This is a genomic window from Nitrospira sp. (genome assembly GCA_030653545.1).
Lineage (GTDB): Bacteria > Nitrospirota > Nitrospiria > Nitrospirales > Nitrospiraceae > Nitrospira_D.
In genome coordinates, this window is sequence record JAURZE010000005.1 from 232,493 (window position 1) to 254,338 (window position 21,846).

A 21,846-nucleotide genomic window follows, 5' to 3' on the forward strand; every position below is an offset into this window, starting at 1 on the left:
GTTCTCACGGGCAATAGTCAATGGAGGTATGTCACTTGCCTTGCTGGGAGAGTAGCCGCACATAGGCCAACACATCAATCATTTGGCCCTCGGTCAGGCTGCCGGTCCAGGCATGCATAGGACTGAAGACGATCCCATGTTCGATCGTGCGCAGCAGCTCCTCATCGGATTTCAGAAAGGATCGAAACAGATGAAAGTTAGCCGGCGCGACTCTGAGCGATGCAGCGGTGGGGCCGTCCCCCCAGCCGGTCTGGCCATGGCAGGTTGCGCAGTGGTTCTGATACAGCGCCTTGCCTCGGTGCAGGTCGGCGGGAAGATCCTGGGCTGCAACGGACAGGGCACTGAGTAAGAGACTGACGCCGGCGGCGAATACGAGCGTTCGAGATGTCTTGTGCATCATCAACTCTTCTTGGTGGTGTGGGCAATGAATGAGGTGAATAGTTGTTGTAGATTCTTACTGCCGCAGGACGGACATTGCACGTCACCTCGTTCGTGCTCTTTCAGGGTCACCACGATCAGCGATTCTTTGCCGCAATCGAGACACTTATAATCATACATTGGCATTTCAGCAACGGCTCCGCTAGTGGAAGACCAAGAGTGGACATGGCGCATGATGAAGGACGGCATGCGCGACGCTGCCGAGCACCATCCGGCTCAGCCCGTGGCGACCGCGGGACCCCATCATCAGCAGATCGGCACTGATGGCTTTGGCCTCTTGGAGAATCGCTTCGACCGGAACGCCCAATGTTGATTTCGCATGAGTGCTGTAGCCCATGTGTTTCAGATCCGCGGCCACGGAGTTGATGAAGCTTTCGGCGCTCCGGAGCGCCTGGCCTTCCATTTCGCGCTCCGCGACGGCGTCGACCGGCCACGGCGGCCTGGTCTGCGGGAGCACCGTGAGCGCAGTGATCGTGACCGCTTCCCGGAATGGATACTGTCGGAGAAACAGGAGCGCTCGCTCGGCGTCTTGCGACCCTTGCAGCGGCAGCAGTACATGCGTTAGGGACTTCACAAAGTTCGGCAGGATCAGGACGGCGCTCTTGGAGAAGGTCAGCACCCGATGAGAGACGCTGCCGATCAGCCGTTCCTTGATCGGTCCAAGCCCGCGTGCCCCGACAAGAATGAGATCGATCTGATGCTGCGCTGCATACTCCACGATCCGATCGGCTGGTGAGCCGATCTCCATCTGTTTGGTCACGGGACCACAGTTCATCGGCAGGAGCGACACGATACGATCCAGCAACCGTGCGCCATCTTCACGCATCGTGCGCTCGATGGTCGTATAGAGTTCTTGCGCGACTTCCGGCACCATCATCGGATAGGCCGGTGACGGGACATCCAGGATATGCAGGAGATGCAGTTCTTCGGCCCGGGCCAGGTACTTGAGCGCACGAACCGCCTCATACGATTGATCTGATCCATCGATGGCCAGCAGTAATTTCATCGGTGACCTCTCCATTGCTCAGTGACAATCCGTGGGACAGAAGAAGAGGAGATACACGGCAATTCCCACACCCAGCATAATTGCTCCTACTAGAATCCAGTGCGTACGTGTCATGGGCGTCTCCTCTTACTCGAGTGAGTCAGCAAGTCCAATGCCGTTCCATCGTTTCGGATCGCAGGAGAGGAGTGTGAGGTGAAAGCGCAAGAGACGAAAGGGTTTCGCTCTGAATGATGTCTTGAATCCTTGCCCGTCCCTCTTCACTGAGAGCAACGTCTGTTGCCTTCTGCCCCAGGAGGTCTCGCGTGACTGTAGCAGGCCTCCCCGATGCGAGAGGAAGTGGTGAAGGCCCGGAGCTGTTGTCATGGACAGCGGCGAGCAAACCGTTGTTTCTATGCGAGGTCAGTCTCAGGATTGTGATTGTGATGCGGTGGCATTGGCCTTGCTGATAGGGGAGAGAGATCTGTTGAGTCGAGAGGTTGCCATGGGAGACAGCATGGGAGACAGATTGTTTTCCTCCATTCTAGTGCCGGTGGATTTTTCGCCTTGCTCGGAAGAGGCCTTTCGGGTGGCCTGCGGGTTGGCGCGGCTGTGCGGTGCCGAGGTCCTGGTGGCGCATGTGATCGATACGAGCGCGCTCAGCGCTTTTAATCGGATGGGATTGCTTGCGGTGCCATCCGATCGGACGGCCCAGAAGCGGCGTCTGCGGCATTTTGCCCGGTTGAATGTTCGTCGATTGCTCGATTCCGAGGTGGCAAAGGGGATTGAGATGACTCGGGTCGTGTTAGAGGGCGCGCCGTTTGTGGAGATTGCCAAGACTGCCAGGGTCGAAAAGGTCGATCTCGTCGTCATGGGCAGCTACGGAGGGCGGTCGGGGAGCGTTGATAAGATTTTCTTTGGCAGTACGGCAGAAAAGGTGGTGCGGACAGCAGGATGTCCAGTGCTGACGGTGCCGCTGCCGGTGAAGCCGCGATGATCACTATAATCTGCAATCAAGGAGGTTTGGCACGATGAGAACGAAGAGAGGGTGGATGTGGGGATGGGCGACCGTGGTGAGCATGACCTGGGCTTTGTGGAGCGGGGCGGAGCTTCCGCTCTGGTCGCAATCTGAACAGGTCGTGGACGTCACGATTAAAGACTTCAAGTTTGTGACTAAGCAAACCACGCTTCGGCTGGGTGTGGCGACGGTGATCAGGATTAAGAACGAGGATGCAGAGCGGCACGATTTCGGTTCAACCATGTTTGAAGGGATTCCGACGCAGGTGGAGAAGGACGGCGTGATCGTCTATGGACGAGGGGTCGGGGGGGTCTTCCTCGATGCGAAGCGGGATGCGGCATTGCGGTTCAATATGTCCCGTCCTGGCCGTCACGAATTTCGCTGCTCAATCCATCCGAATATGAACGGGGAGCTTCTGCTCTTGAACGTGGAGGCCGTGTGAACGGAGAGACCGACAGACCACGCATTCTTCTGGCAACCGATTTTTCCAAATGGGCCCTGCGGGCGGAGGAATATGCCTGTTGCCTGGCCGCGACGTGGCGGGCCACGTTGACCGTCCTCACGGTGCTGGAGTTCCCGCCCGGCATGAATCCGGAGTATCCCGTCAACCAGGTCTATCTCGGCGAGCTCATGAAGGCCGGGGCGAAGCAGTTGGTGGATTTGAAGGCGCGGGCCTCGGCTCGCGGGATTTCATTGCATACCCGTATCGCCACCGGAATTCCCTGTGAAGAGGTGTTGGCGGCCGTGAAGGCGGAGGATTCGGATCTGGTGGTCGTCGGTACGAAAGGCAAGTCCGGTCTGGCACATGTGCTGCTCGGAAGTACCGCAGAACGAGTCATTCGCACGGCGCCCTGTCCGGTGCTCACTGTGCGTATGGATCCGGATGAGGTGGCTTCAGCGGAGGCGGGTCCGTGCGGGGGAATCAGTCTCAATCGAATTCTGGTCCCGGTCGATTTCTCAGATTGTTCCCTGGAAGCCGTGGAGTACGCCGCACTCATGGCTCAACGGCATAGCGCATCTCTGACGCTGTTGCATGTCCTGGAACCTGTCTCCTACGGCTTGGATTTCACGCTTTTGCATAGCGGAAAGCGGGAGGAGATGCGGGAGCGGTTGACGGCTCGACTGGGTGATATGACGCGGGCGCTGGCCGATGCCAAGATTCAAGCCGATTCGCAGGTGCGTGGGGGAACTCCGTTTGAATCGATTCTCGACAGTGCCAGGACTATTCCGGCCGATCTGATTGTCATGGGAACGCATGGGCGTCGCGGGTTGTCCCATGCACTGAGCGGGAGTGTGGCGGAGGCGGTGCTACGCCAGTCTCGTTGCCCGGTGCTCACCGTCCGCAGCCCGAAATATGCCTCGGGGCATCGCCGGGTGTTACCCGGAATGACCACATAAGTGTCCAGTCTTTTACCAGGGGGGCTATTATGGCGACCGTGATCCGAAAGCGAAAGAATCCACCGGCCAGCCGCCCGTCACGCGCGGCCAATCCGATCGAATTGCCCGATGGCATGAGGGATCGTATCGCCGCGAAGGCGTATGAATTATGGAATGAGCGGGGTCGTCAAGAAGGCCGGGATCTCGAAGATTGGCTCGATGCGGAGGCGATCGTGATGGAAGAGATTCATGAAGCTCGCGAATGAATCAACGGCCGGTGTGTGGGCGCCGTTGCCGCCTGGGCTGGATGGCCTGGTGGATCGGTTGGAGGCACTGTCCCTCGGTCCGATGTTTGCGGTGGAGCGGGATCGTGCCTTGCGTCAGGCCTTGCGCCCCTATTTTGAGTTTGCCGGGAATGCTCCGCTTCCCCCGTTTGCTCAGGAGGTCGATCTCGCAACGTTCACGATCTATGCGGACTACTATCCCCAGGACGGACAGCTGACCCTGATCGAGCAGTTGCGCGATGTGGTGACCGAGCATATTCCTGAGGAAGAGCGGGCCTGGATGGATCCGCTCAAACACTCGTATCTGGACCTGGTCGAAATCGTACCCGCCGGCGACGCGACAGGGAAATGGGCCTGCCGGTCTTTGGGAAACGGCCGTCTTTATCAGGTGCAAGGCGGTGAGTTCAGCCTGGGGGCGCAGGCCGGTCAGGTGTTGTTGACGCGATTCGTGCAACAACCGGGCGATCCCGAGACGAATGAAGTCGTGCTTGCAGGGAGCGCGCTGGTGCTCTCTCCTGAAGAAGGCAAGACCTTGTACGACGCCGTGTGTGCGCTACGCCGCCAACGGGAAATCAACGCCGGGTCGTTCGAGCTTGGCGACTGGCATGAGTTTGTCAAACGATTCGGACATGAGTTGCTCTGGGTCTATTCGCAGATGCGTCTGCGAGCGCTGTACCAGGTCGTGGCTGGAATCCGGTACTGTCGTCTCGATGGGCAGCCGTATCTCTATTCGTTTGCGCTCTACGAACATCGGGAATTCAAGTTTCTTCGCGAGACCGTGAGCGGAATGAGCGGTCTGGATCCTGATCCGGCGACTGTTCACACGTCAGGCGGATCGGGCGCACGCATGCGGTGGGTGCAACATGGATCGGTTGAGGCGGGCAATCCGGCGGTTGTCACTCGTCTCACCTTGACGCCTACTCAACTGTGGGTGGAAACCGACTCGCGTGAACGGCTGGATACTCTGAAGCACCAGTTGGCGTCGGCCTTAGGTTTTTCGCTCCATTTCCTGGGAGAAGCGACCGTCCCTCCGCCACACCTGTTGAGTGAGGAAGAACTGGATGCCGAGCAGCCGGTGCAAGTCGTCGTGACCCCGGAGCAGGATGCGACGCTGTTGCAGGCATTTCTGGAACGCGCCTATCTGGATTGGACCGATCGGGAGGCGCCGGTGCTGGGCGGCAAAACCCCGCGTCATGCCGCCACGACGAAGGACGGGCGTGAACAGGTGGCCCGGTTGCTCGATGAGATGGAACAGAACGATCTCGGCTGGTCCCATATCGGCCGACCGGCATTTGACTATAACGTTCTTCGTGGGCATGTTGGGATTGATGAGGTGCGTCGTGAAAACACCCCTACCGAACGGACTCGATGACCTGCTGGTCCGTGCCCGTCCTCCACACGGGGAGCCTCCGGACATCCTTTGTGTGCTGCATGCGGTCCATGATTTGTGCGGACACATCGACGGACAACTCATTCCAGCGATCGCGCATTCATCGATGCTCGAACCGATGGCCTCAACGATTGGCTGTAGGCCGTTAAGTCCTGTACCCCGGAATGAACGGAGCAGATCACGGGTGTGCCGGCCGATCTGATTCGTGAGGCAGCCAGACGGTATGCGACGAGTGGCGCGTCTTTGTGCGTGCACGACCTGGGTATGACGGAGCATCGCTGGGGGAGCCACGGTGTGATGGCCTTGGTGGATCTGGCGCTGGTGACGGGGAATATCGGCCGGCCAGGGACCGGCAACAATCCGCTTCGTGGCCAGAACAATGTGCAAGGCGAGTCGGACGTGGGCTGCTTGCCGGTGTATTTTTCCGGCTATCAATTGCTGGACGATGCAAAGTTGGGAAGGCTGCATCAGCAGGTCACCGGGCGGCCCTTGCCGACGAAACGCGGGATGAAGACGCCGGACATGTGGGACGCGGCGTTGGCCGGACGGTTGAAGGGTTTGTGGATCATCGGCTATGACGTGGCGCAGACCGATCCTAATCTCAAGGGGGTCCGTGAGACCTTGAGAAGCATTGAGTTCTTGGTGGTGCAGGATTTGTTCATGAGTGAATCGGCCAAGCTGGCCCATCTCGTCCTGCTCGGCGCCGCGTTCCTGGAGAAGGACGGCACGTTCACGAACCTGGAGCGGCGGATTCAACGCATACGAAAAGCGGTCGATCCGCCTCATGGTGTCTTGCCGGACTGGCAGGTCGTCTGCGAGGTATTGACTCGCATGGGCTATCCGATGAGCTATCGGCACCCGTCGGACATCATGGATGAGATCGCGCGGCTGACGCCGATGTCCGCCGGGGTGTCGTATGACCGGCTGGAGGCGCCGGATGGGTTGCAGTGGCCGGTTCCTGCGGTCGGACATGGTGGTACCGCGCTCATGCATCGCGACCGGTTCCCGAAAGGAAAAGCGCGCTTCGTCGGGGTAGATTATCTGCCGCCCGGCGAATCGCCGACGGAGGAGTATCCCTTTACGCTCGCGACCGGACGGATCCTGCAACATTACAATTGCGGCGCACAAACGCGGCGGACCGATATTCTCGCGGTCGTGGATGTCGATGTGCCGGAGATGTATCCGGAAGATGCGGCGAGGATGCAGGTCGGGGGAGGGGATCTGATCCGGCTGGTGACTCCGAGATGTGCCGTCCTCTTGCCGGTGGTGGTCAGCGAGCGTGTGTAGCCAGGTCTTTGCCAGTTTCCATTTCCCCGCCAGCGACGTCAATTCTTTGCTGTCCTCCAGTTCAGATGACCTGTCGCGTTGTCCGGAATACAAGGTCTCGGTCGTCCAGGTCGAACGAGTGGAACGGAAAGAACTCGATGCGGAGGATGAGCGAGAACTGGAAGCCGTCCACGTGAGACTGATTACGTGAACGCGCCGCTGTCCACGTCTCCCTCAACCATTGTGCCCATGCCAGACGCCTGCGCTCCGGCGGAGGTGGCGGAGTGGGTCCGCGATGTCGGGGTGAAGAAGGCCACCGCTCCGGCAGTCACCCTGTTGGCCCTTGCGGTTCTTGCCGGAGCCTTCATTGCGCTCGGCGCACTGTTCTATGTCGTGACGGTGACAGCTGGGCCTGGCCAAACGAGCCATTTCGGATTCACGAGGCAGATTGGCGGGGCGGCGTTCAGTCTCGGGTTGATTCTCGTGGTGGTCGGCGGTGCGGAATTGTTTACCGGCAATAATTTGATGGCGATGGCCTGGGCCGCCGGGCGCGTGACTGGTGTGCAGGTTTTGCGCAACTGGGGACTGGTCTATCTTGGAAATCTGGCAGGCGCCATCGGGACGGTCGTGCTGGTGTTGTTGGCTGGGATTCCTCAAATGAGTGATGGCGTCGTCGGTGAGACGATGATCCGGATTGCGCGCGCAAAGTCACGCTCGACCCGTGTCGGCGCTGGCGCGAGGGGTGCTCTGCAATGTGCTCGTCCGCCTGGCGGTCTGGCTCTGTATGGCGGCGAGAAGTGTAACGGATAAGATCCTGGCGATCGTCTTTCCGATCAGTGCGCTTGCCGCCTGCGGGTTCGAACATTCCGTGGCCAGTATGTTCTTCCTCCCTTTGGGGATCGCGTTGACGGCTTCGGGGGGCGATCCGATCTCCTGGACAGGGGCCTGGGTCAATTTTGCGGTCGTCACCATCGGCAATGTGATAGGCGGAACAGGACTCGTAGCCTTGGTCTACTGGTTCGTGTATCTTTGTGGGGACGGCATGAGTCCCGAGGCCAGGGGGTAGAGGACGAAGGCGGTTCTCCCTACGGAGCGGCTCGCGAGATCCTATGATTTATACGGTCACTCTCAATCCGGCGTTGGATCATTTTCTCGATGTCGACGATCTGCGTGTGGACGATGCGAACCGAGTCCAGGGCGAGTGCCTCTATGCCGGCGGGAAGGGCATCGATGTGTCGCGGGCGATCCGGCATTTGGGCGGAGAGAGCATGGCGCTGGGATTTATCGGCGGGCATACCGGCCAGGTCATGATCGAGTTGCTGAAGGCGGAGGGGGTGACCTGTTATTTCACCGCCATTGCGCAGGAGACGCGGCGCAATATTATCGTGACCACCGCGCGGGGGCGTACCCAGACGATGCTCAATTCGCGCGGGCCGATGGTGACGAAGACAGAATGGGCCGCCTTTCTCGCGCACCTCACGCTGCTGAATCTTCGGGATGCCTACGTGGTCGTGAGCGGGAGTCTTCCGAGGGGCGTTCCGACTGATGCCTATCGTCAAATCATTGCGTTAGTTCAATCGCGCGGTGCCCGGGCGGTCCTGGATGCTGATGGCCCCTGTCTGAAATCGGGCCTTCGGGCAAAGCCGTTTGCCATCAAGCCGAATGTGAATGAACTGCGCCGGCTGACAGGGCGACCGCTGCGGTCTGAACGCGATCTCATTCGGGCCGCCGAACGAGTGCAGGATTCCGGGGTAGAGGTCGTCTTGGTATCGCGAGGGGCGCAAGGGGTTGTGGTGCTTGGGCCAGGGGAGCGGTATCGGGCGAAGCCCCCGGCAGTGAAGGTCCGCAGTACTGTCGGAGCGGGCGATTCGACGGTGGCGGGATTTGTGTTCACCCATGCCGCAGGAAAAGGGCTGGAGGCTTGTGCGCGGATCGCCACGGCGGCGGGGACTGCGGCGACGCTGGCGCCGGGGAATCAGTTGTGCCGCGTGGACGATGTGCGGCGATTGGCTCTCAAAGTGAAAGTGGTGTCGTTTTAATTTCGTGCACGATGGAGGACGTATGAAAGTGCTTGTGGCGACTGATGGATCGAAATATGGCCGATGGACAATTGAATGGGTGGCGAAACTCCCGCTGACGGTCAAGCCGGGCGTGCGGGTGTTGCATGTGGTAGATGTCGCGAGCCTCCGTGCGCCGTTCATGATTCAGCCGGTGGTGGTGGGGACCGAGCGATACATTCAGCAAGAAGTGAAACGCATGGAAGCGGCGGCGGCGTCTGCGAAGACGGAGTCGAAGGACTTGCTCTCGTCGTTGGGCATGAGCGGCACGGTCACCCTGGAGCGGGGCGCGGTGGCGGCGACCATCACGAAGCATGCCTCGCGAGGCGTCGGGTTGCTGGCGCTTGGGTCACGAGGGCTGGACGCGTTGGATCGTTTCATGCTCGGGAGTATCTCGACCCATGCGATCCATCATGCCGCTTGTTCGGTGCTGATCGTCAAAGAGGCCTCTCGTCCGCTCAAGCAGATCGTCCTGGCGATCGATGGATCTGCGGCATCGGACAAGGCGGTTCGGTTTCTCGTCAAGAATATCAATCCGCAGTCGAACGGGCCTGAAGAGCAACCGGTGAACGTCACCGTGGTGCACGCGATGCCTTTCCTCAAATATCCGGAAGTGCGGGAAACTGGTAAGGCGATTATTCAGCGGTATGCCGACAAATTGGCCAAGGCCGGGTTTCAAGTTCAAGAGGCTCCGAAGCTCGGCAAGCCGGCCGAGGAGATTCTCAAAGTCGCCAAGGCTCATAAGGCCGATCTGATCGTCACCGGTGCCAAGGGCCTCGGTGCCATCGGGCGAGTCTTGTTGGGGAGTGTGTCGACGCGCGTGGTGCAGCACAGTACCTGTTCCGTCCTGGTTGTCCGCTGAGCGCGGGAAGCGGCCGTCCCAGGTTCGGTTAGGCGCGGTAGATGATGTGGACGCGGGAGAGGAAGTCTTCGAGGGCGGCGGTCTGTCTCTTGATCGCGGGTTCGTCGCGTCGGCCTGCCGCCAACTCCATCACGCCGCCGATGTCGCTAATGGCGTTGAACCCATACCCGCCCCCGTCGCCCCGCATGCGGTGGCCCAGGATGCGAATCGTCTCGAAATCCTTTTCGGTCATGGCTGTGCGGAGCGTTTGAAGATCCTTCTGGCGGTTGGCCAGGAAGGTAGGAATGATGTCCTCCAGATCCGGATCGATATAGACGGTGATGCGTTCGGGAGAGGCGAGCTTCGGATTGGTCATGGGCGGTGTCCTTTACAGGCTTGTAAGAGCTCGATGAGGGTCGTCTTTTTGACGGGTTTGGTCATGTGCGTATTGCACCCGGCCTCGAAGATCTTCACCGCTTCTTCCTTCAAAGCCAAGGCGGTGAGGGCGATGATGTGTGTGGCTGGCAGATCGTGATCGCGCTCCCACCGGCGAATGGTTTTCGTGGCGGTCAGGCCGTCCATCACCGGCATTTGCATATCCATCAGAATCAGATCGTAGTGGCCGTTCTTGAATTTTTCGACGGCGATGGCGCCGTTATCCGCGATATCCAGGCGGTGGCTGGTGCTTTTGAGATATGAACGGATCAGCAGCTGATTGTCCGCGGAATCTTCGACCAGCAGGACTCGCAGGGATGTTGCCGGAGTGGTGTGTTCCGGGATGGCTGTGTCAGGCACAGGTACAGGTGTGCCTTTGGTGCGCCCCAAGGCAATGCCGATCGTTTGATACAGATCGGATCGTCGGATCGGCTTGACGAGATACCCTCCCAACCCAAGGTCATAGGTGCGGGCGATATCGTCGGCCCAGTGGTTGGACGTGAGCATGATAACCGTGAGCCCTTTTCGAATCGGCGAGGCGTTCAACGCTTCGGCCACGGCGAATCCGTCCATGCCGGGCATACGGCAATCCAGCAGGAGCAGTTCGTACGGCGTGGCGGATCCGGATGCATGTTCGAGCTCGGCCAGGCCTGCGGGACCGTTCTCTGCCTCGGAGACGGTGGCTCCCCAGGCACCTAACGTCTCCCTCAGAATCAGGCGATTGGTGGGGTGGTCGTCGACGACTAACGCATGCACGCCTGACAAGTTGATTTGTGGGGGCATCCGGCTCACAGGCGGATTGGAGGCGACGCCAAAGGCGAGCGTGCAATGAAACGTGCTGCCCTGTCCCACCGTACTGTCAGCCCAGATGCGTCCGTTCATCCGTTCCGCCAAGTGTTTGGAAATGGTCAGGCCCAATCCGGTCCCTCCGTAATGTCGAGCGGTCGAACTATGGGCCTGGGTAAAGCTTTCGAAGATCTTCGCCAGTTGCTCAGGCGGGACCCCGATTCCAGTGTCGGTGACGGAAAAGCGGATCACACCCGGGGTGGCGGCACCCGGCTCATTGGTAATCCGGACGATCACCGAGCCTTTGTCTGTGAACTTCAACGCATTGCCGATCAAATTAATCAGAATCTGGTTGAGCCGATGCGGATCGCCGATCAGCGAAGACGGGACCTCCGGTGCCAGATGACAGGCGAGCTCCAACCCCTTTTCGTTCGCGCGCATGGCGAGAATCTCGATCGCTTTGTCCAGGACTTCGTTCAGGTCGAAGTCGATGGATTCCAGGTCCAGATGACCGGACTCCACTTTTGATAAATCTAAAATATCGTTGATCAGGTTGAGGAGGTTCCCGCCGGCCCGTCGGAAAATACGCAGGTACTTTCGTTGTTCCGGCGTCATCTGGGTTTCCCAGAGCAGATCGGCCATCCCAATAATAGCGTTCATGGGGGTGCGAATCTCATGGCTCATGCTGGCGAGAAATTCGCTTTTCGCCTGGCTGGCCACTTCAGCCGCTTCTTTTGCGACACGGAGAGCTTGTTCGACTTCCCGCCGCTCGGCGGCCTCGAGCGCCAGTGTGGCCATGGTGGCGAGGGAGCTGGCGAGATGGATCTCATAGGGGGTCCATTGACGACTTCCGCCCACGTGTTCTGCACAGAGGATCCCGACCACCTGTCCTTTTTGTCTAATCGGAGCATCGAGCATGGCCCCAATGTGTTCCGGGCGCAGGTAGGTCTCTGAGAAATCTTTGGTTCGCGGGTCGGAGAGGGCATCGTGAGCCGCGATGGCATGCTCTTCACCGGCAATGGCGCGGAAGTACGCGGGGTAATCCGCGACCTTGAGGGAGGTCTCAGCATGGTGATGGCTGTGCCGGTCATAAAGGTCAATCCGTATGATGGCGAGCCGGTTTTTATCGAAGAGCCAGACGCTCGCGCGGGCTACCTGCAAGAGCGTGCCGCAGGTTTCCGTAATGGCCTGGAAGGCGTGGGAGAGGTCGCCGCCGGTCAGGGCTTCATTGTGCGCCAAGGCTCTGAGGGCGTCCTGATATTGCTCCAGGACGGTGGCTGGATCGACTGCTGGGTGTGTCGTGGGGATCGTGCTCTTCGTGGAGGACGTCGTGCGTGGCCGTCGGCGCGGAGTCGCAGCCGAGGGCCCTGCTGATTTTCGTCTGGGGAGGCCTGGTTGACGTGGCATGTCGCTCTTTTCTGCGCGAGGCCGACCGGTCGCCCTGACCGGGCTCAGTTATCGTGGGTGTCTTGTACCAAGGAGAGGAGCCCGGCTGGCTTGACACGGTTCCGGCCTTCCTGTTTGGCCTGATAGAGCGCTTGGTCGGCGGCCTTGATGAGATCGGTCGGCGAGGTATGGCGATTGGGAACCATGCTGGCATAGCCGACGCTGACCGTCACCAGGGCGTCGTCAGTGTGAGAAATCCGTAACTCCTCGACCCGTCGCCGGAGACCTTCGGCGACTTGTGCTGCGCCGTCGATGCCGGTGCCGGGAAGGACGATGACGAATTCATCTCCGCCGTAGCGGGCCACCAGGTCGCCTGGCCGGTTGACGGCTCCCGTGACGGCCGTGGCCACTTGTTTGAGACACTCGTCTCCCGCTGTATGGCCTTTGCTGTCGTTATAGGTCTTGAATCGATCGATATCAAACATGATGAGCGAGACCGGGGTCGACTCGCGGACGGCGCGTCGCCATTCCTGGTCGAGGAAATCGTCGAACTGACGCCGATTCGTAATGCCGGTGAGGCCGTCCAAGCAGGAGAGCCGGAGCAGCATCTGGTTGGCTTCCTGGAGCTGCCGCATGACTTCAAGGAGTTCCTGTTCCCGTGCCCGCCGTCGGTCGATTTCATGGACGAGGCGGAGCACCGACCGCACGCGGGTCAGCAGTTCGATCTTATTGACGGGCTTGGCGACGTAGTCCATGGCGCCGGCGGCGAACGCGAGTTGGAGTTCCACCGGGTCTGTCTTGACGGTCACCATGATGATGGGCGTATCCCGGAATCGGTCGTTCGCTTTAATCTGGCGACAGGCTTCGATCCCGCTCATGGCCGGCATGAGGATGTCCATGAGAATCAAGTCGACCCTGGCCGTGGCTTGCTTCCCGTTATCCAATCCGATGAGTTTGAAGGCATGATTGGCCGACTCGGCCACGAGAATTTGCTCGTATCCGGCGGCGGAGAGGATCGATTGCAACAGCAAGCGATCATCGGGAGAATCGTCGACGATCAGGATAGCCATGTGTGTAATGTACTCGTAGTAAGATGCTTGAAGAACCGTACCAGCTAGTCCGGATAAACACCAGGATAAAGCTTTTTGACACAGGGCTGGCAGAGGCCGTGGCTGAATTCGGCCTCGGAGTGGTCGCAGAGATATTCTTCCAGCTGCTGCCAGAAGCCCCCGTCGTTGCGGATCTTCTTGCAGGAGGCGCAAATTGGAATCAGGCCGCGAAGGACTTTCACCTCTTTGAGTGCCCGCTGCAATTCGTCGTTGCTCCGCTGTAGCTCGCTTTCCCGTTCTTTCCGGCAATCCATCTCGTGCTTGAGAGCCAGGGCAGAAGAGACGCGCGCAAGGAGTTCCACGCTGTTCACGGGCTTATTGATGTAGTCCATGGCTCCCGCTGCAAAGGCCTCTTTCAGATTACTGAGGTCGTTTTTTGCAGTGACCATGATGATCGGGATGTCGCGGAGGTGGCCGGTACCTTTTATCTGTCGGCAGGCAGAGACGCCGTCAAGTTCCGGCATCAGCACGTCCATGAGGATGAGATCGACCGGGGTGGACAGCGCGGGTCCCTCCAGATTGAGGGTGGCAAACGCGGCTTTGGCGGATTCCGCCGTCAGGATATCTCCGTGCCCCGCCTTGGTCAGGAGCGAGCGCAGGAGCAGATGCTGGTCAGGGGAGTCATCGACAATAAGAATAGCCATGATACTTTCTCTTAACGGATGATTGCAGAAAAAACTGGAGAGGGCATGGAGGTCCATCCTCTCCGCGGAATATTTCCTAAGTATAGCAAATGCGATTGGGGAGTCCGAGTGACGCCGGGAAATGATTACTGGAGTTTCGACTTGACGAGATCGCTGATGACTTTTCCGTCGACGGGTTGCCCGGCCAGGCGGACCATCACGGCTTTCATGACCGTGCCCATGTCTCTCAGTGCGCTCGCGCCCGACTCAGCGATCACGCTTCCGACAAGCTCCTCAAGCTGTTGCGGAGAGAGCGCTTGCGGGAGATAGCCTTCAATGATCGTGATTTCCTGGCGCTCTTTTGCCGCCAGCTCAGGCCGCTGGGCCTTCTCGTACTGTTCGACGGAGTCACGGCGTTGCTTGATCAAGGTCGTCATGATCTTGCTCATCTCCGCGTCGTCCAGATCTTTCTTGAGTTCCATTTCCTTGTTGATGATCGCGGCCTTGACCATCCGGATGACATCCATCCGAAGCTGATCCCTCGATTTCATCGCGAGTTTCAAATCTTCTGTTAAGCGGTCGCGTAACGACATGGTCACCTCAATCGTTCATTGGAATCAGTTTCAGCGATTCAGAATACTCTGGCCCCATGAGCGAGTCAACGAAGGGGGTGTCGTGGCGTTGGATGACATGAAAGCGTATGATGCATGACATGGAAAGCGGCCGGAGCGAGGTGGTCGGATAGGCGAGAGGAAAGGGGAGGCTATGAGGAATCGCGTTCGAGTGACGGGAGTCGGAGCGGTGATGGCGAGTATGCTTTTGGGTCTTGGCGGTTGTGCGAGCGAAGCTCCGAAGTCGACGTCTACGATGACGCCGGAGCAGGTGCGCGGTCATGCCGACAAGGCCTTTGAGAAATTGAAGCTGGAAGAGCAGGGACGCTCGGCCGATCCCGCGATGCCCCGCTAGTGAGAGGATTACTCCGGCAGTCGAAGGAGTAGCGCGCCCAGGGGTTTGATCAGCGGGAGTTCCAGAAATAATCGCGCCGAGGTTCGCTGTTCGACTCGCCGGGGTTCGTGAAACGTTCGGAGTAAGGCGAGAGAGATGACGAGTCGCAGGCTTCCTGAGATGAAGAAGATAAATGGGAGATTCGATACAGGATCAATGTGAAGAGATCCGAATCGGAGATCCCCCGGCACGGTGCCGATGAGCCAACTGCCGACAAGCGTGCCCATGGCCCATCCGATCGCATTCACGGTGCTTGAGACAGCCACCGCTTTTGCCCGATCCGCCGGACGCACGGCATCGAAGACGTAGTTGCTCAGCCCGAGCGACAATCCCGCCCAGACCACCCCTCCAAAAAAATTCACGAGCACCAGAAACAGCCAAGTCGTGCTGATCAGATACAGCATGGGGAGAAACGCCACGAGCAATCCTGTAAAGGTGAGCAGCGCCTTGTTCCCAAAACGGTCTCCGAATTCGCCCCAACCAGGGAGGGTCACAAACTGGCCGACAATGGCGGCAGCGGCCCAGGTACCGTAGGCCCAGTACGAGAGATGCAAGTCCTGCAGCATATAGATCACGAAGAACGGACCGGAGATCAACACGGCGAGGTGCATCAGGCCTGAAAAGAGAAGGAAGTGGCGGAAGTCCCTCGAGGTGCCGGTGCGGAGAAAGGCAAGAAACCCCCGGCTTGCCGGTTCTTCGTGTTGGATCGGGAGATCGGTGACCTTGGCCAGCGAGAGCGCGGATAGGCTGCGGAACACTCCTGCGATCAGGAAGAGCAGGGTGAATCCGACCCAGAGGCGGTCATAGTGTTCGAAGAGACTGAGGAGTGCGCCGCCTAAGCAAAGCGCTGCAAAACTCGTGATGGCCATGAGTCGCGAGCGCCGGGCAAAATAGGCGCCTCGCTCGTTGGCGCTGAGTAGATCGGTGATCAGGCTTATCCAGGCAGGGGAGGTGAAATGGGTCGCCCCAAAGTAGAGAGCCGATCCGGCGACGAGCAGCCATGGCCCCCATTGGGGGAAGAGGAGCGGAAGTGTCAGAATGGGCAGCCAGGCGATAGACTGGCCGATGATGCCCCAGAGTACGTGCGTTTTGCGATGGGGAAACCAATGAGACACTTTCACGGACACGAATTGGGTCCATGTGCCGAGCAGCTGGGGGAGCGCGGAGAGCAGGCTCAACTGAAACGGGGTGGCGTGGAGCATGAGGGCAAAGGCCGAAAGATATTGCTCGCCGGCCCCCTGTGTCGTGGCCTGAAAGATGCCGTCGCGCAGACCAAACCGCCGGCCTGAATCATGCGCGGCGGCTGTTTCGACTGATTCCTGAGTCAAGGCAGCGGGAATGGCTGAATTCATTCGGTTCGGTTCGGTTCGGTTCGGTTCGGTTCGGTTCGGTTCGCTGAGAAGTATGACCGTCACGGCACTCTATCACAGGACGCGACCAACCAATCTTTTCATCGGTCGAGGCGAGCGGATGGTTGACCCCTGTTGCTGAGTCCCGATACCATGAGTACGAGGATGAGGACAATGGGAAGTCTCTGGCTCAGAGTCTGTGAGAACCGATGGCGTACCTTGGTGACGTCATCTCCTGTGGGATGTTGCCTCTTGGTCCTGGGCCTCTGGGTCTCTCCGGCAAACGGAAAAGACTTGATGCCTCAAAAGGAACAGGAAACGACGGAGTTTGGATCAACGCAAAGCCCCTCGTTCGACGATCAGAAAGCCGGAATTCCTCAGTCGCTGTTTACCTGGATCAAGATGGCCAGGGGGTACGAAGTCGAGTGGGATACGTTCGGCCGAAAGGGCTGGTACACGCAGGACCCACGATTGAAGCCTGTGGATCCCACCTCGGTGTTCCCGCCGGATGCCGCGGCGGTCTACATTGTGTTTGAATCGGCTCCCTTGGAAGACCCCACACAGTTTAGTGCGCAGTGGTTCTTGGAGGGGGAGGGCGGTACCCTGCCGGCCAAGCCGTTTGGGCAGGATATTCTGGAACTGCCTGGCTACGAACGGTATGGGTTTCTTGAGTTGAAGCGACCGGGCGAACGCTGGCCGATGGGGAGCTATGTGGTCAAGTTGTATATCGCTCCGCATGGGCAACAGTCCTTTCATGCGGTCAATCAGGTGGGGACGCTGCGGTTTACGATTACCGACAAGATGCTCCCCCCCGCTCCGCCGGCGCACTGATCTATACCAGTCCACACATGAGTTCATGACGAGACTACGAAGGAGTACAGGCCACAATGGGAGAACGCGTGAAGGTGTCTGATCTAGAGAAACTGACCTTGCTCTATGAGCGATTTCGGGATGTCTGTTTGGTCGAAAAGGAAGTGTGGAAAGAGATCTTCATGCCGCGGGATATCACCCTAGGTGGGCCGGTTCGGACCAATGTGCAGGATCGCTACGATGTCGAGATCGATGACCTCGCTATCGAAGATACGCTTGAGGCGAATATCCCGCTCGGGAAGGCGTCACTCGAGGCGGCGATCCAGGAGTATCGGCAGCACATCACGTTCTATCGCAGAGCGTGATGTGACTACTTGGTTGCGAGTACCCGTTCTACTTCTTTGATGATTTCAGGCGATGACGGCTTCATGCGGTGCGGAAAGCGCGCCACGACATTGCCGTTTCGATCGACCAGGTACTTCTGGAAATTCCATTCCACTTCGCCGGGGAACGGACTTTTTTCAGTCAGGTATTGATAGAGCGGGTGCTTGTCCGATCCCTTGACGCTGATTTTGCTGAAGAGGGGAAAGCTGACGCTGTACTTCGTCAGGCAGAAGCCCTTGATCTCCGCGTTTGTTCCCGGTTCCTGCTGGCCGAAATTGTTGGCAGGAAATGCCAGAATCTCAAACCCCTTGTCATGGTATTGCTCATAGATGGCTTCAAGCTCTGTGTACTGCGGGGTATTGCCGCAGAAGCTGGCCGTGTTGACGACCAGAAGCGCCTTGCCTCTGTAGTGTCCGAGGTTGACCGGTTTCCCATCGATATCGTCCATCGTGAAGTCATAGAGGCTGGTCGTTTTCGCCGTCATCAGTAGTCCTTCCGGTTCAGCTTGCACAGCAGGGATCGCCATGAAGAGCCCGCTCATGAGCGTCGCTAGAGATGCTGCAGTGAGGAATGTGTTCATCATGGGCTCCTTCTTCCTTTAGAGCTGTTCTAGCGCCGCGACCCGCTCTTCGATCGGCGGGTGTGTGGCGAGGAGATGCATGAATCCTGAGGTGTTTCCGGATATCTTCATCGTAGCCAACGCATCCTGGCCGCTGGGCTGAAACTGCGTGCGGCTGACCCATCGATCGATGCCGCGCAACGCCCCGATCATCGAGTCTTTCCCATAGACCTTGGCTGCAAAGGCATCGGCGGCAAACTCACGACGGCGTGAATGCCAGCTTACGACGATCATGGCGAGGAACGAGAGCACCACTTGCAAGACGATGTAGACCACCAAGCCCAGAATCGGGTTGCCTGCGGAGCTGCCTTCTTCCCGGTCCTGCCCCGAGGGTTGCCCCACCATGCTGGAGAGGAAATTGCTGATGTAGTGCACGAAGGTGTTCATGAGCCCGGCGAGTACCGTGGTTGTGAACATATCGCCGTTATAGACGTGTCCCATCTCATGGGCGAGCACGGCCTTCACTTCAGTGTCCTTCAAATTCTGTAGCAGCCCGGTGGAGACAGCGACCATGGAGTTGTTCTTGCTGGGACCGGTGGCAAACGCGTTGGGGTCCGGTGAGCTGTAGACCCAGACTTCGGGCATGGTAATCCCCAACCGTTGAGCAATCTCCTGGACCGATCCAAAGATCACATGCTCCGCCTGCGTCCGGGGCTGGGTGATCTGCTCGCAGTCGAGCATCGCGCGGGCCATCTGTTTCGAGAAGGCCAAACTGATGAACGCGCCGCCGAATCCGATTACAAGCGACCAGACGAGGAGTTGCTGGCTAAACACCCCGCGCACATCGATGCCGAATGCCGGGAGCACCGTATTGACCAGCAGGTTGGCCGTGAACGAGAGCGTCAGATAGATTAAGAAGTTCGCAATTAAGAAGAGCCCAATGCCCTTAAGCCACTTCATCGATATCCTCCTTGGGAACAGAAACTCGCCGCCGGTAGGGGGCGAGTGATTTTTTGTTGGTTTGATTATACACAAACCGCTCGTTCGAAATGTAGACGACGGTACGTGGCGTCACGACGATGGAATATAAGGCTCGATCGGCAAAGGTCAAGACACCGGAAGCTTCTGAATGTGTGGGGGAAAGTTGACCCCTTCGTCGTGATCCTGTTAGAAGGGTCTCATCGTGGAGGTGCATATGGGAGCGTGTAGGCTGATCGGTGCGGTTGGGTTGATAATCGCTTTGCAGATTGCGGTTGCCCAGGCTGCGGATGTTCCCCAGCCGGGTCCGCCCTTTGTCGTTCCTCTGGCGGCTGATGGGATTCAACGCGCCACGATCACTCTCGACAGCTACTCCTATACGCCCAACCATGTCATTGTCGAATCGGGGAAGCCGGTGGAATTGATCTTGACGAGTATTACGACCATTACGCCGCATAACTTTATTATCAAGGAGCTCTCTGTCGAGCAGGACGTGTCGGCAGGGAAGACCGTCGTCGTCAAATTCACACCGACGCAGACGGGTGTGTTTCCTATCTATTGTGACAAGCGTCTCTGGCCCCTGCCCAGCCATCGCGACAAGGGGATGGAAGGCAAGTTCGAAGTAAAGTAGAGGTTGTTCCACGAGTACGAATCCCTCCAAGACTGGGCTGCTTCGCGACCTGCTCAAGCAAGTGTCCCGCCTGTTCTATACGACGTTAGTCGTAGTTCCGGCAGATGTACGGGATCAGGTCGGCTTGGGCTACTTGTTTGCCCGTGCCGCCGACACGATCGCCGATACGGATCTGATTGATCGTTCGCGGCGTCTCGACTTCCTCAGTCAGTTGAAAGCGCAGTTTGTGAGCGACCAGATCTCCTGGTCGCAGATTCGTGACATCCAGCAGGCGATGGGCCCGCTCCAGCAGGATTCGTCCGAGCGTGTGCTGCTTGAACGGCTGGAAGACTGTTTTCGACTCTTCCAGGACTGTTCCCCGGAGGATCGCCGTCGTATACAGCGGCTCATGACGACACTGACGCAGGGCATGGAGTTGGACCTCGGCCGCTTTCCCGGACAGTCGGTCGAAGATCTCGTGGCGTTGAAGACGCTCGACGATCTGGATCGTTATACCTATTACGTGGCCGGTTGCGTCGGCGAGTTCTGGACCGATCTCATGTGCGCCCATCGAAAAGCGTTGGCCTCATGGAATGTGAAGCACATGTCTGACGTGGGCGTGCGGTTCGGGAAAGGACTGCAGCTCACGAACATTGTGAAAGATGTCGCGCACGATCTGCAGAAGGGGCGCTGCTACATTCCGGAGACGATGCTGGATGAGGCGGGGCTCACGCCGCGCGACCTGCTGAACCAGGCCAATCTGTCACGCTTTCGGCCGGTCTTGAGCAAGCTGGTCCGCATGGCCACGGAGCATCTCGATCAGGGCTGGATGTATACCATGTCGATTCCGCGCCACGAAATGCGGCTCCGGCTGTCCTGCATGTGGCCGATCCTGTCAGCCGGCGAATCGCTCAAGCTGGTGTTGCAGTCGCCGGATCTGTTGAATCCCGCCGTGAAAGTGAAGATCCCGCGCAGTAAGGTCTATCAGATCCTGGCACTCACCACCTTCACTGGTGCCTGCGGCTCTGTCGGAACGGCCTATTGGGGAAGACTGAGGAAGCAGATCGCCTAGGCTGGTTCTACTTCTTCTGCGGCTCCAGGAGCTTTTCGCCCTTCTTGAACACTGCGAAGATCGCTTGTGACGGGCAGGCGTCCAGGCAGAGGCGGCAGCTTTCCAGGCAACGGGAGGGATCGAACTTATAGGGAGGTGTCGAGAGCCAGGCGCTGGTCGGGCAAATAGGGATGCAGATGCCGTTGTGGAGGCAACGGTCGGGATGGCGGACCAGGTGATCGCGAATGACCATCATGGGCTTTACTCCTTCAAAGAGACCTTGGGAGAAGATCTCAAACATGTTTTTGTCGGGAAGACTGCTCACTTCCACTCCTTCACGAGGGCTTTCAGCCGGTCTTTGAGTTCGGGGTTCTGTTCGAGATTATTCTCAATCGCGCCGATGATCTTGTCCACTCGGGCTGACTTGAGCGCATCCTTATCTTTCTTGGCCAGGCGATCATACTCCGCATAGGCTGCCTGGTGTTTCGGCTCAAGATGAGCCCGGGCATCAATCAGTGCCTGCCCGAATTCCCAGGCTTCCGGCGCCAACGGGGGGACGATGGTAAATGCGCCGTCGGTATAGACGATCACAGCCGCACCCTGTTTCCCAGTTAAGGGAAGCACCACTTGAACGGTTTTGCCTTCACAGGCTTTCCAGTCCAGTGTCAGCCCGGGAAACTGTTTGGTGAAGGCCACCTTTTCCTGGTTGGCTTTCCACTTTTCTTCGACAGCCATAGTGTCCGTGTACCGTCTTATTGGGACAACGGTGGGAGTTTCGCCGAGGCCGGGTGATCGGGCATGAGCAGCCGGGTGACGACATCGCCCTTCATCACGTGGCACTCCATGATTTCTTTCACGTCGGCTTCCGACTTGACCGTGTACCAGACGCCTTCGGGATAGATGACTACGCTAGGTCCTTCGGCGCAACGGTCCAGGCAGCCGGCCTTGTTCGCACGGACGGTGTGCTTCAAGTCCAGCCGCTTGGTCTCCTGCTTGAACGCATCGTGCAATGCTTGCGAGCCCAGCTTTGAGCAACTGCCGCGAGGGTCATCGGCGGACCGCTGGTTGGTGCAGACGAAAATATGTCGTTTGAATCCAGGCATCGGTA

The 21,846-nt window shown here is 58.6% G+C and carries 28 protein-coding genes and 1 pseudogene; 15 read left to right on the plus strand and 14 right to left on the minus strand.

The window, feature by feature from the left end; translation table 11 throughout:
- Positions 1 to 31 precede the first annotated feature (31 nt).
- The 3 genes from Q7U39_01505 to Q7U39_01515 are packed head-to-tail and all read right to left on the minus strand — an operon-like array spanning position 32 to position 1,444.
- Complete coding sequence (locus Q7U39_01505; protein ID MDO9116608.1) at positions 32 to 400, minus strand: cytochrome c; 369 nt, start codon at positions 398 to 400, stop codon at positions 32 to 34.
- Positions 400 to 564 (minus strand): zinc ribbon domain-containing protein, encoded by a 165-nt coding sequence (locus Q7U39_01510; GenBank protein ID MDO9116609.1) that lies wholly within the window; start codon positions 562 to 564, stop codon positions 400 to 402. Before Q7U39_01510 ends, Q7U39_01505 begins: the two co-directional genes overlap by 1 nt.
- A gap of 16 nt (positions 565 to 580) precedes the next feature.
- Positions 581 to 1,444 (minus strand): universal stress protein, encoded by an 864-nt coding sequence (locus Q7U39_01515; protein MDO9116610.1) that lies wholly within the window; start codon positions 1,442 to 1,444, stop codon positions 581 to 583.
- Positions 1,445 to 1,937: 493 nt separating this feature from the next.
- Between Q7U39_01515 and Q7U39_01520 the strand changes: the two genes are divergently transcribed.
- The 10 genes and pseudogenes from Q7U39_01520 (at position 1,938) to Q7U39_01565 (ending at position 9,674) form a co-directional block, all read left to right on the plus strand.
- The gene (locus Q7U39_01520; GenBank protein MDO9116611.1) at positions 1,938 to 2,417 is read left to right on the plus strand and encodes a universal stress protein; all 480 of its coding nucleotides are present in this window, start codon (positions 1,938 to 1,940) and stop codon (positions 2,415 to 2,417) included.
- A 34-nt stretch (positions 2,418 to 2,451) separates the two neighbouring features.
- Positions 2,452 to 2,880 carry a cupredoxin domain-containing protein gene (locus Q7U39_01525; GenBank protein ID MDO9116612.1) on the plus strand — a complete coding sequence of 143 codons (429 nt, stop codon included), beginning with the start codon at positions 2,452 to 2,454 and terminating at the stop codon, positions 2,878 to 2,880.
- Positions 2,877 to 3,836, plus strand: coding sequence for a universal stress protein (locus tag Q7U39_01530; protein ID MDO9116613.1), 960 nt, complete (start codon positions 2,877 to 2,879; stop codon positions 3,834 to 3,836). Before Q7U39_01525 ends, Q7U39_01530 begins: the two co-directional genes overlap by 4 nt.
- Before the next feature lie 29 nt (positions 3,837 to 3,865).
- The gene (locus Q7U39_01535) at positions 3,866 to 4,081 is read left to right on the plus strand and encodes a DUF2934 domain-containing protein (protein MDO9116614.1); all 216 of its coding nucleotides are present in this window, start codon (positions 3,866 to 3,868) and stop codon (positions 4,079 to 4,081) included.
- Entirely contained in the window at positions 4,065 to 5,471 is a 1,407-nt protein-coding gene (locus Q7U39_01540; protein MDO9116615.1) for a hypothetical protein, read from the plus strand. The genes Q7U39_01535 and Q7U39_01540 overlap by 17 nt, the downstream gene beginning before the upstream one ends.
- A 195-nt stretch (positions 5,472 to 5,666) precedes the next feature.
- Positions 5,667 to 6,776 (plus strand): molybdopterin-dependent oxidoreductase, encoded by a 1,110-nt coding sequence (locus Q7U39_01545; protein MDO9116616.1) that lies wholly within the window; start codon positions 5,667 to 5,669, stop codon positions 6,774 to 6,776.
- Entirely contained in the window at positions 6,769 to 6,966 is a 198-nt protein-coding gene (locus tag Q7U39_01550; protein MDO9116617.1) for a hypothetical protein, read from the plus strand. The genes Q7U39_01545 and Q7U39_01550 overlap by 8 nt, the downstream gene beginning before the upstream one ends.
- Positions 6,967 to 7,004: 38 nt before the next feature.
- A pseudogene (locus Q7U39_01555) lies at positions 7,005 to 7,821 on the plus strand (formate/nitrite transporter family protein).
- A gap of 43 nt (positions 7,822 to 7,864) precedes the next feature.
- Positions 7,865 to 8,794 (plus strand): 1-phosphofructokinase, encoded by a 930-nt coding sequence (pfkB, locus tag Q7U39_01560; GenBank protein ID MDO9116618.1) that lies wholly within the window; start codon positions 7,865 to 7,867, stop codon positions 8,792 to 8,794.
- A 22-nt stretch (positions 8,795 to 8,816) separates the two neighbouring features.
- The gene (locus Q7U39_01565; GenBank protein ID MDO9116619.1) at positions 8,817 to 9,674 is read left to right on the plus strand and encodes a universal stress protein; all 858 of its coding nucleotides are present in this window, start codon (positions 8,817 to 8,819) and stop codon (positions 9,672 to 9,674) included.
- A 28-nt stretch (positions 9,675 to 9,702) separates the two neighbouring features.
- On the opposite strand, the gene Q7U39_01570 is transcribed toward Q7U39_01565, so the two are convergent.
- From Q7U39_01570 to Q7U39_01590, 5 genes are all read right to left on the minus strand, one after another.
- The gene (locus tag Q7U39_01570) at positions 9,703 to 10,029 is read right to left on the minus strand and encodes an Hpt domain-containing protein (GenBank protein MDO9116620.1); all 327 of its coding nucleotides are present in this window, start codon (positions 10,027 to 10,029) and stop codon (positions 9,703 to 9,705) included.
- Positions 10,026 to 12,281 (minus strand): response regulator, encoded by a 2,256-nt coding sequence (locus Q7U39_01575; protein ID MDO9116621.1) that lies wholly within the window; start codon positions 12,279 to 12,281, stop codon positions 10,026 to 10,028. Before Q7U39_01575 ends, Q7U39_01570 begins: the two co-directional genes overlap by 4 nt.
- 44 nt (positions 12,282 to 12,325) lie before the next feature.
- Positions 12,326 to 13,330, minus strand: a complete 1,005-nt coding sequence (locus Q7U39_01580; GenBank protein MDO9116622.1) for a diguanylate cyclase — start codon at positions 13,328 to 13,330, stop codon at positions 12,326 to 12,328.
- Positions 13,331 to 13,374: 44 nt separating this feature from the next.
- On the minus strand, positions 13,375 to 14,013 hold the full coding sequence (locus Q7U39_01585) for a response regulator (protein MDO9116623.1): 639 nt from the start codon (positions 14,011 to 14,013) through the stop codon (positions 13,375 to 13,377).
- A gap of 125 nt (positions 14,014 to 14,138) precedes the next feature.
- Positions 14,139 to 14,585, minus strand: a complete 447-nt coding sequence (locus tag Q7U39_01590; protein MDO9116624.1) for a GatB/YqeY domain-containing protein — start codon at positions 14,583 to 14,585, stop codon at positions 14,139 to 14,141.
- A 172-nt stretch (positions 14,586 to 14,757) separates the two neighbouring features.
- Here Q7U39_01590 and Q7U39_01595 point away from each other — a divergent pair, with 172 nt between their 5' ends.
- The gene (locus Q7U39_01595; GenBank protein ID MDO9116625.1) at positions 14,758 to 14,958 is read left to right on the plus strand and encodes a hypothetical protein; all 201 of its coding nucleotides are present in this window, start codon (positions 14,758 to 14,760) and stop codon (positions 14,956 to 14,958) included.
- 8 nt (positions 14,959 to 14,966) lie between these two features.
- On the opposite strand, the gene Q7U39_01600 is transcribed toward Q7U39_01595, so the two are convergent.
- On the minus strand, positions 14,967 to 16,349 hold the full coding sequence (locus tag Q7U39_01600; GenBank protein ID MDO9116626.1) for an MFS transporter: 1,383 nt from the start codon (positions 16,347 to 16,349) through the stop codon (positions 14,967 to 14,969).
- 294 nt (positions 16,350 to 16,643) lie between these two features.
- On the opposite strand from Q7U39_01600, the gene Q7U39_01605 reads away from it, so the two are divergent.
- Positions 16,644 to 17,177, plus strand: coding sequence for a hypothetical protein (locus Q7U39_01605; GenBank protein MDO9116627.1), 534 nt, complete (start codon positions 16,644 to 16,646; stop codon positions 17,175 to 17,177).
- A gap of 56 nt (positions 17,178 to 17,233) precedes the next feature.
- Positions 17,234 to 17,521 carry a hypothetical protein gene (locus Q7U39_01610; GenBank protein MDO9116628.1) on the plus strand — a complete coding sequence of 96 codons (288 nt, stop codon included), beginning with the start codon at positions 17,234 to 17,236 and terminating at the stop codon, positions 17,519 to 17,521.
- Positions 17,522 to 17,526: 5 nt separating this feature from the next.
- Here Q7U39_01610 and Q7U39_01615 read toward each other — a convergent pair whose 3' ends face one another.
- The gene (locus Q7U39_01615; GenBank protein MDO9116629.1) at positions 17,527 to 18,123 is read right to left on the minus strand and encodes a glutathione peroxidase; all 597 of its coding nucleotides are present in this window, start codon (positions 18,121 to 18,123) and stop codon (positions 17,527 to 17,529) included.
- Positions 18,124 to 18,138: 15 nt separating this feature from the next.
- A complete protein-coding gene (gene htpX, locus Q7U39_01620; protein MDO9116630.1) occupies positions 18,139 to 19,059 on the minus strand; it encodes a protease HtpX in 921 nt (306 codons plus the stop codon).
- 235 nt (positions 19,060 to 19,294) lie between these two features.
- Between htpX and Q7U39_01625 the strand changes: the two genes are divergently transcribed.
- Together Q7U39_01625 and Q7U39_01630 are read left to right on the plus strand one after the other, a co-directional pair.
- A complete protein-coding gene (locus Q7U39_01625; GenBank protein ID MDO9116631.1) occupies positions 19,295 to 19,708 on the plus strand; it encodes a cupredoxin domain-containing protein in 414 nt (137 codons plus the stop codon).
- 61 nt (positions 19,709 to 19,769) lie between these two features.
- Positions 19,770 to 20,759 (plus strand): phytoene/squalene synthase family protein, encoded by a 990-nt coding sequence (locus Q7U39_01630; GenBank protein ID MDO9116632.1) that lies wholly within the window; start codon positions 19,770 to 19,772, stop codon positions 20,757 to 20,759.
- A 7-nt stretch (positions 20,760 to 20,766) separates the two neighbouring features.
- Here Q7U39_01630 and Q7U39_01635 read toward each other — a convergent pair whose 3' ends face one another.
- The 3 genes from Q7U39_01635 to Q7U39_01645 form a co-directional block, all read right to left on the minus strand.
- Complete coding sequence (locus tag Q7U39_01635; protein MDO9116633.1) at positions 20,767 to 20,994, minus strand: hypothetical protein; 228 nt, start codon at positions 20,992 to 20,994, stop codon at positions 20,767 to 20,769.
- 65 nt (positions 20,995 to 21,059) lie between these two features.
- Positions 21,060 to 21,473: a hypothetical protein gene (locus tag Q7U39_01640; GenBank protein ID MDO9116634.1), complete on the minus strand. Its 414-nt coding sequence runs from the start codon at positions 21,471 to 21,473 to the stop codon at positions 21,060 to 21,062.
- A 17-nt stretch (positions 21,474 to 21,490) separates the two neighbouring features.
- Complete coding sequence (locus Q7U39_01645) at positions 21,491 to 21,841, minus strand: (2Fe-2S) ferredoxin domain-containing protein (protein MDO9116635.1); 351 nt, start codon at positions 21,839 to 21,841, stop codon at positions 21,491 to 21,493.
- Between the last annotated feature and the right edge of the window lie 5 nt (positions 21,842 to 21,846).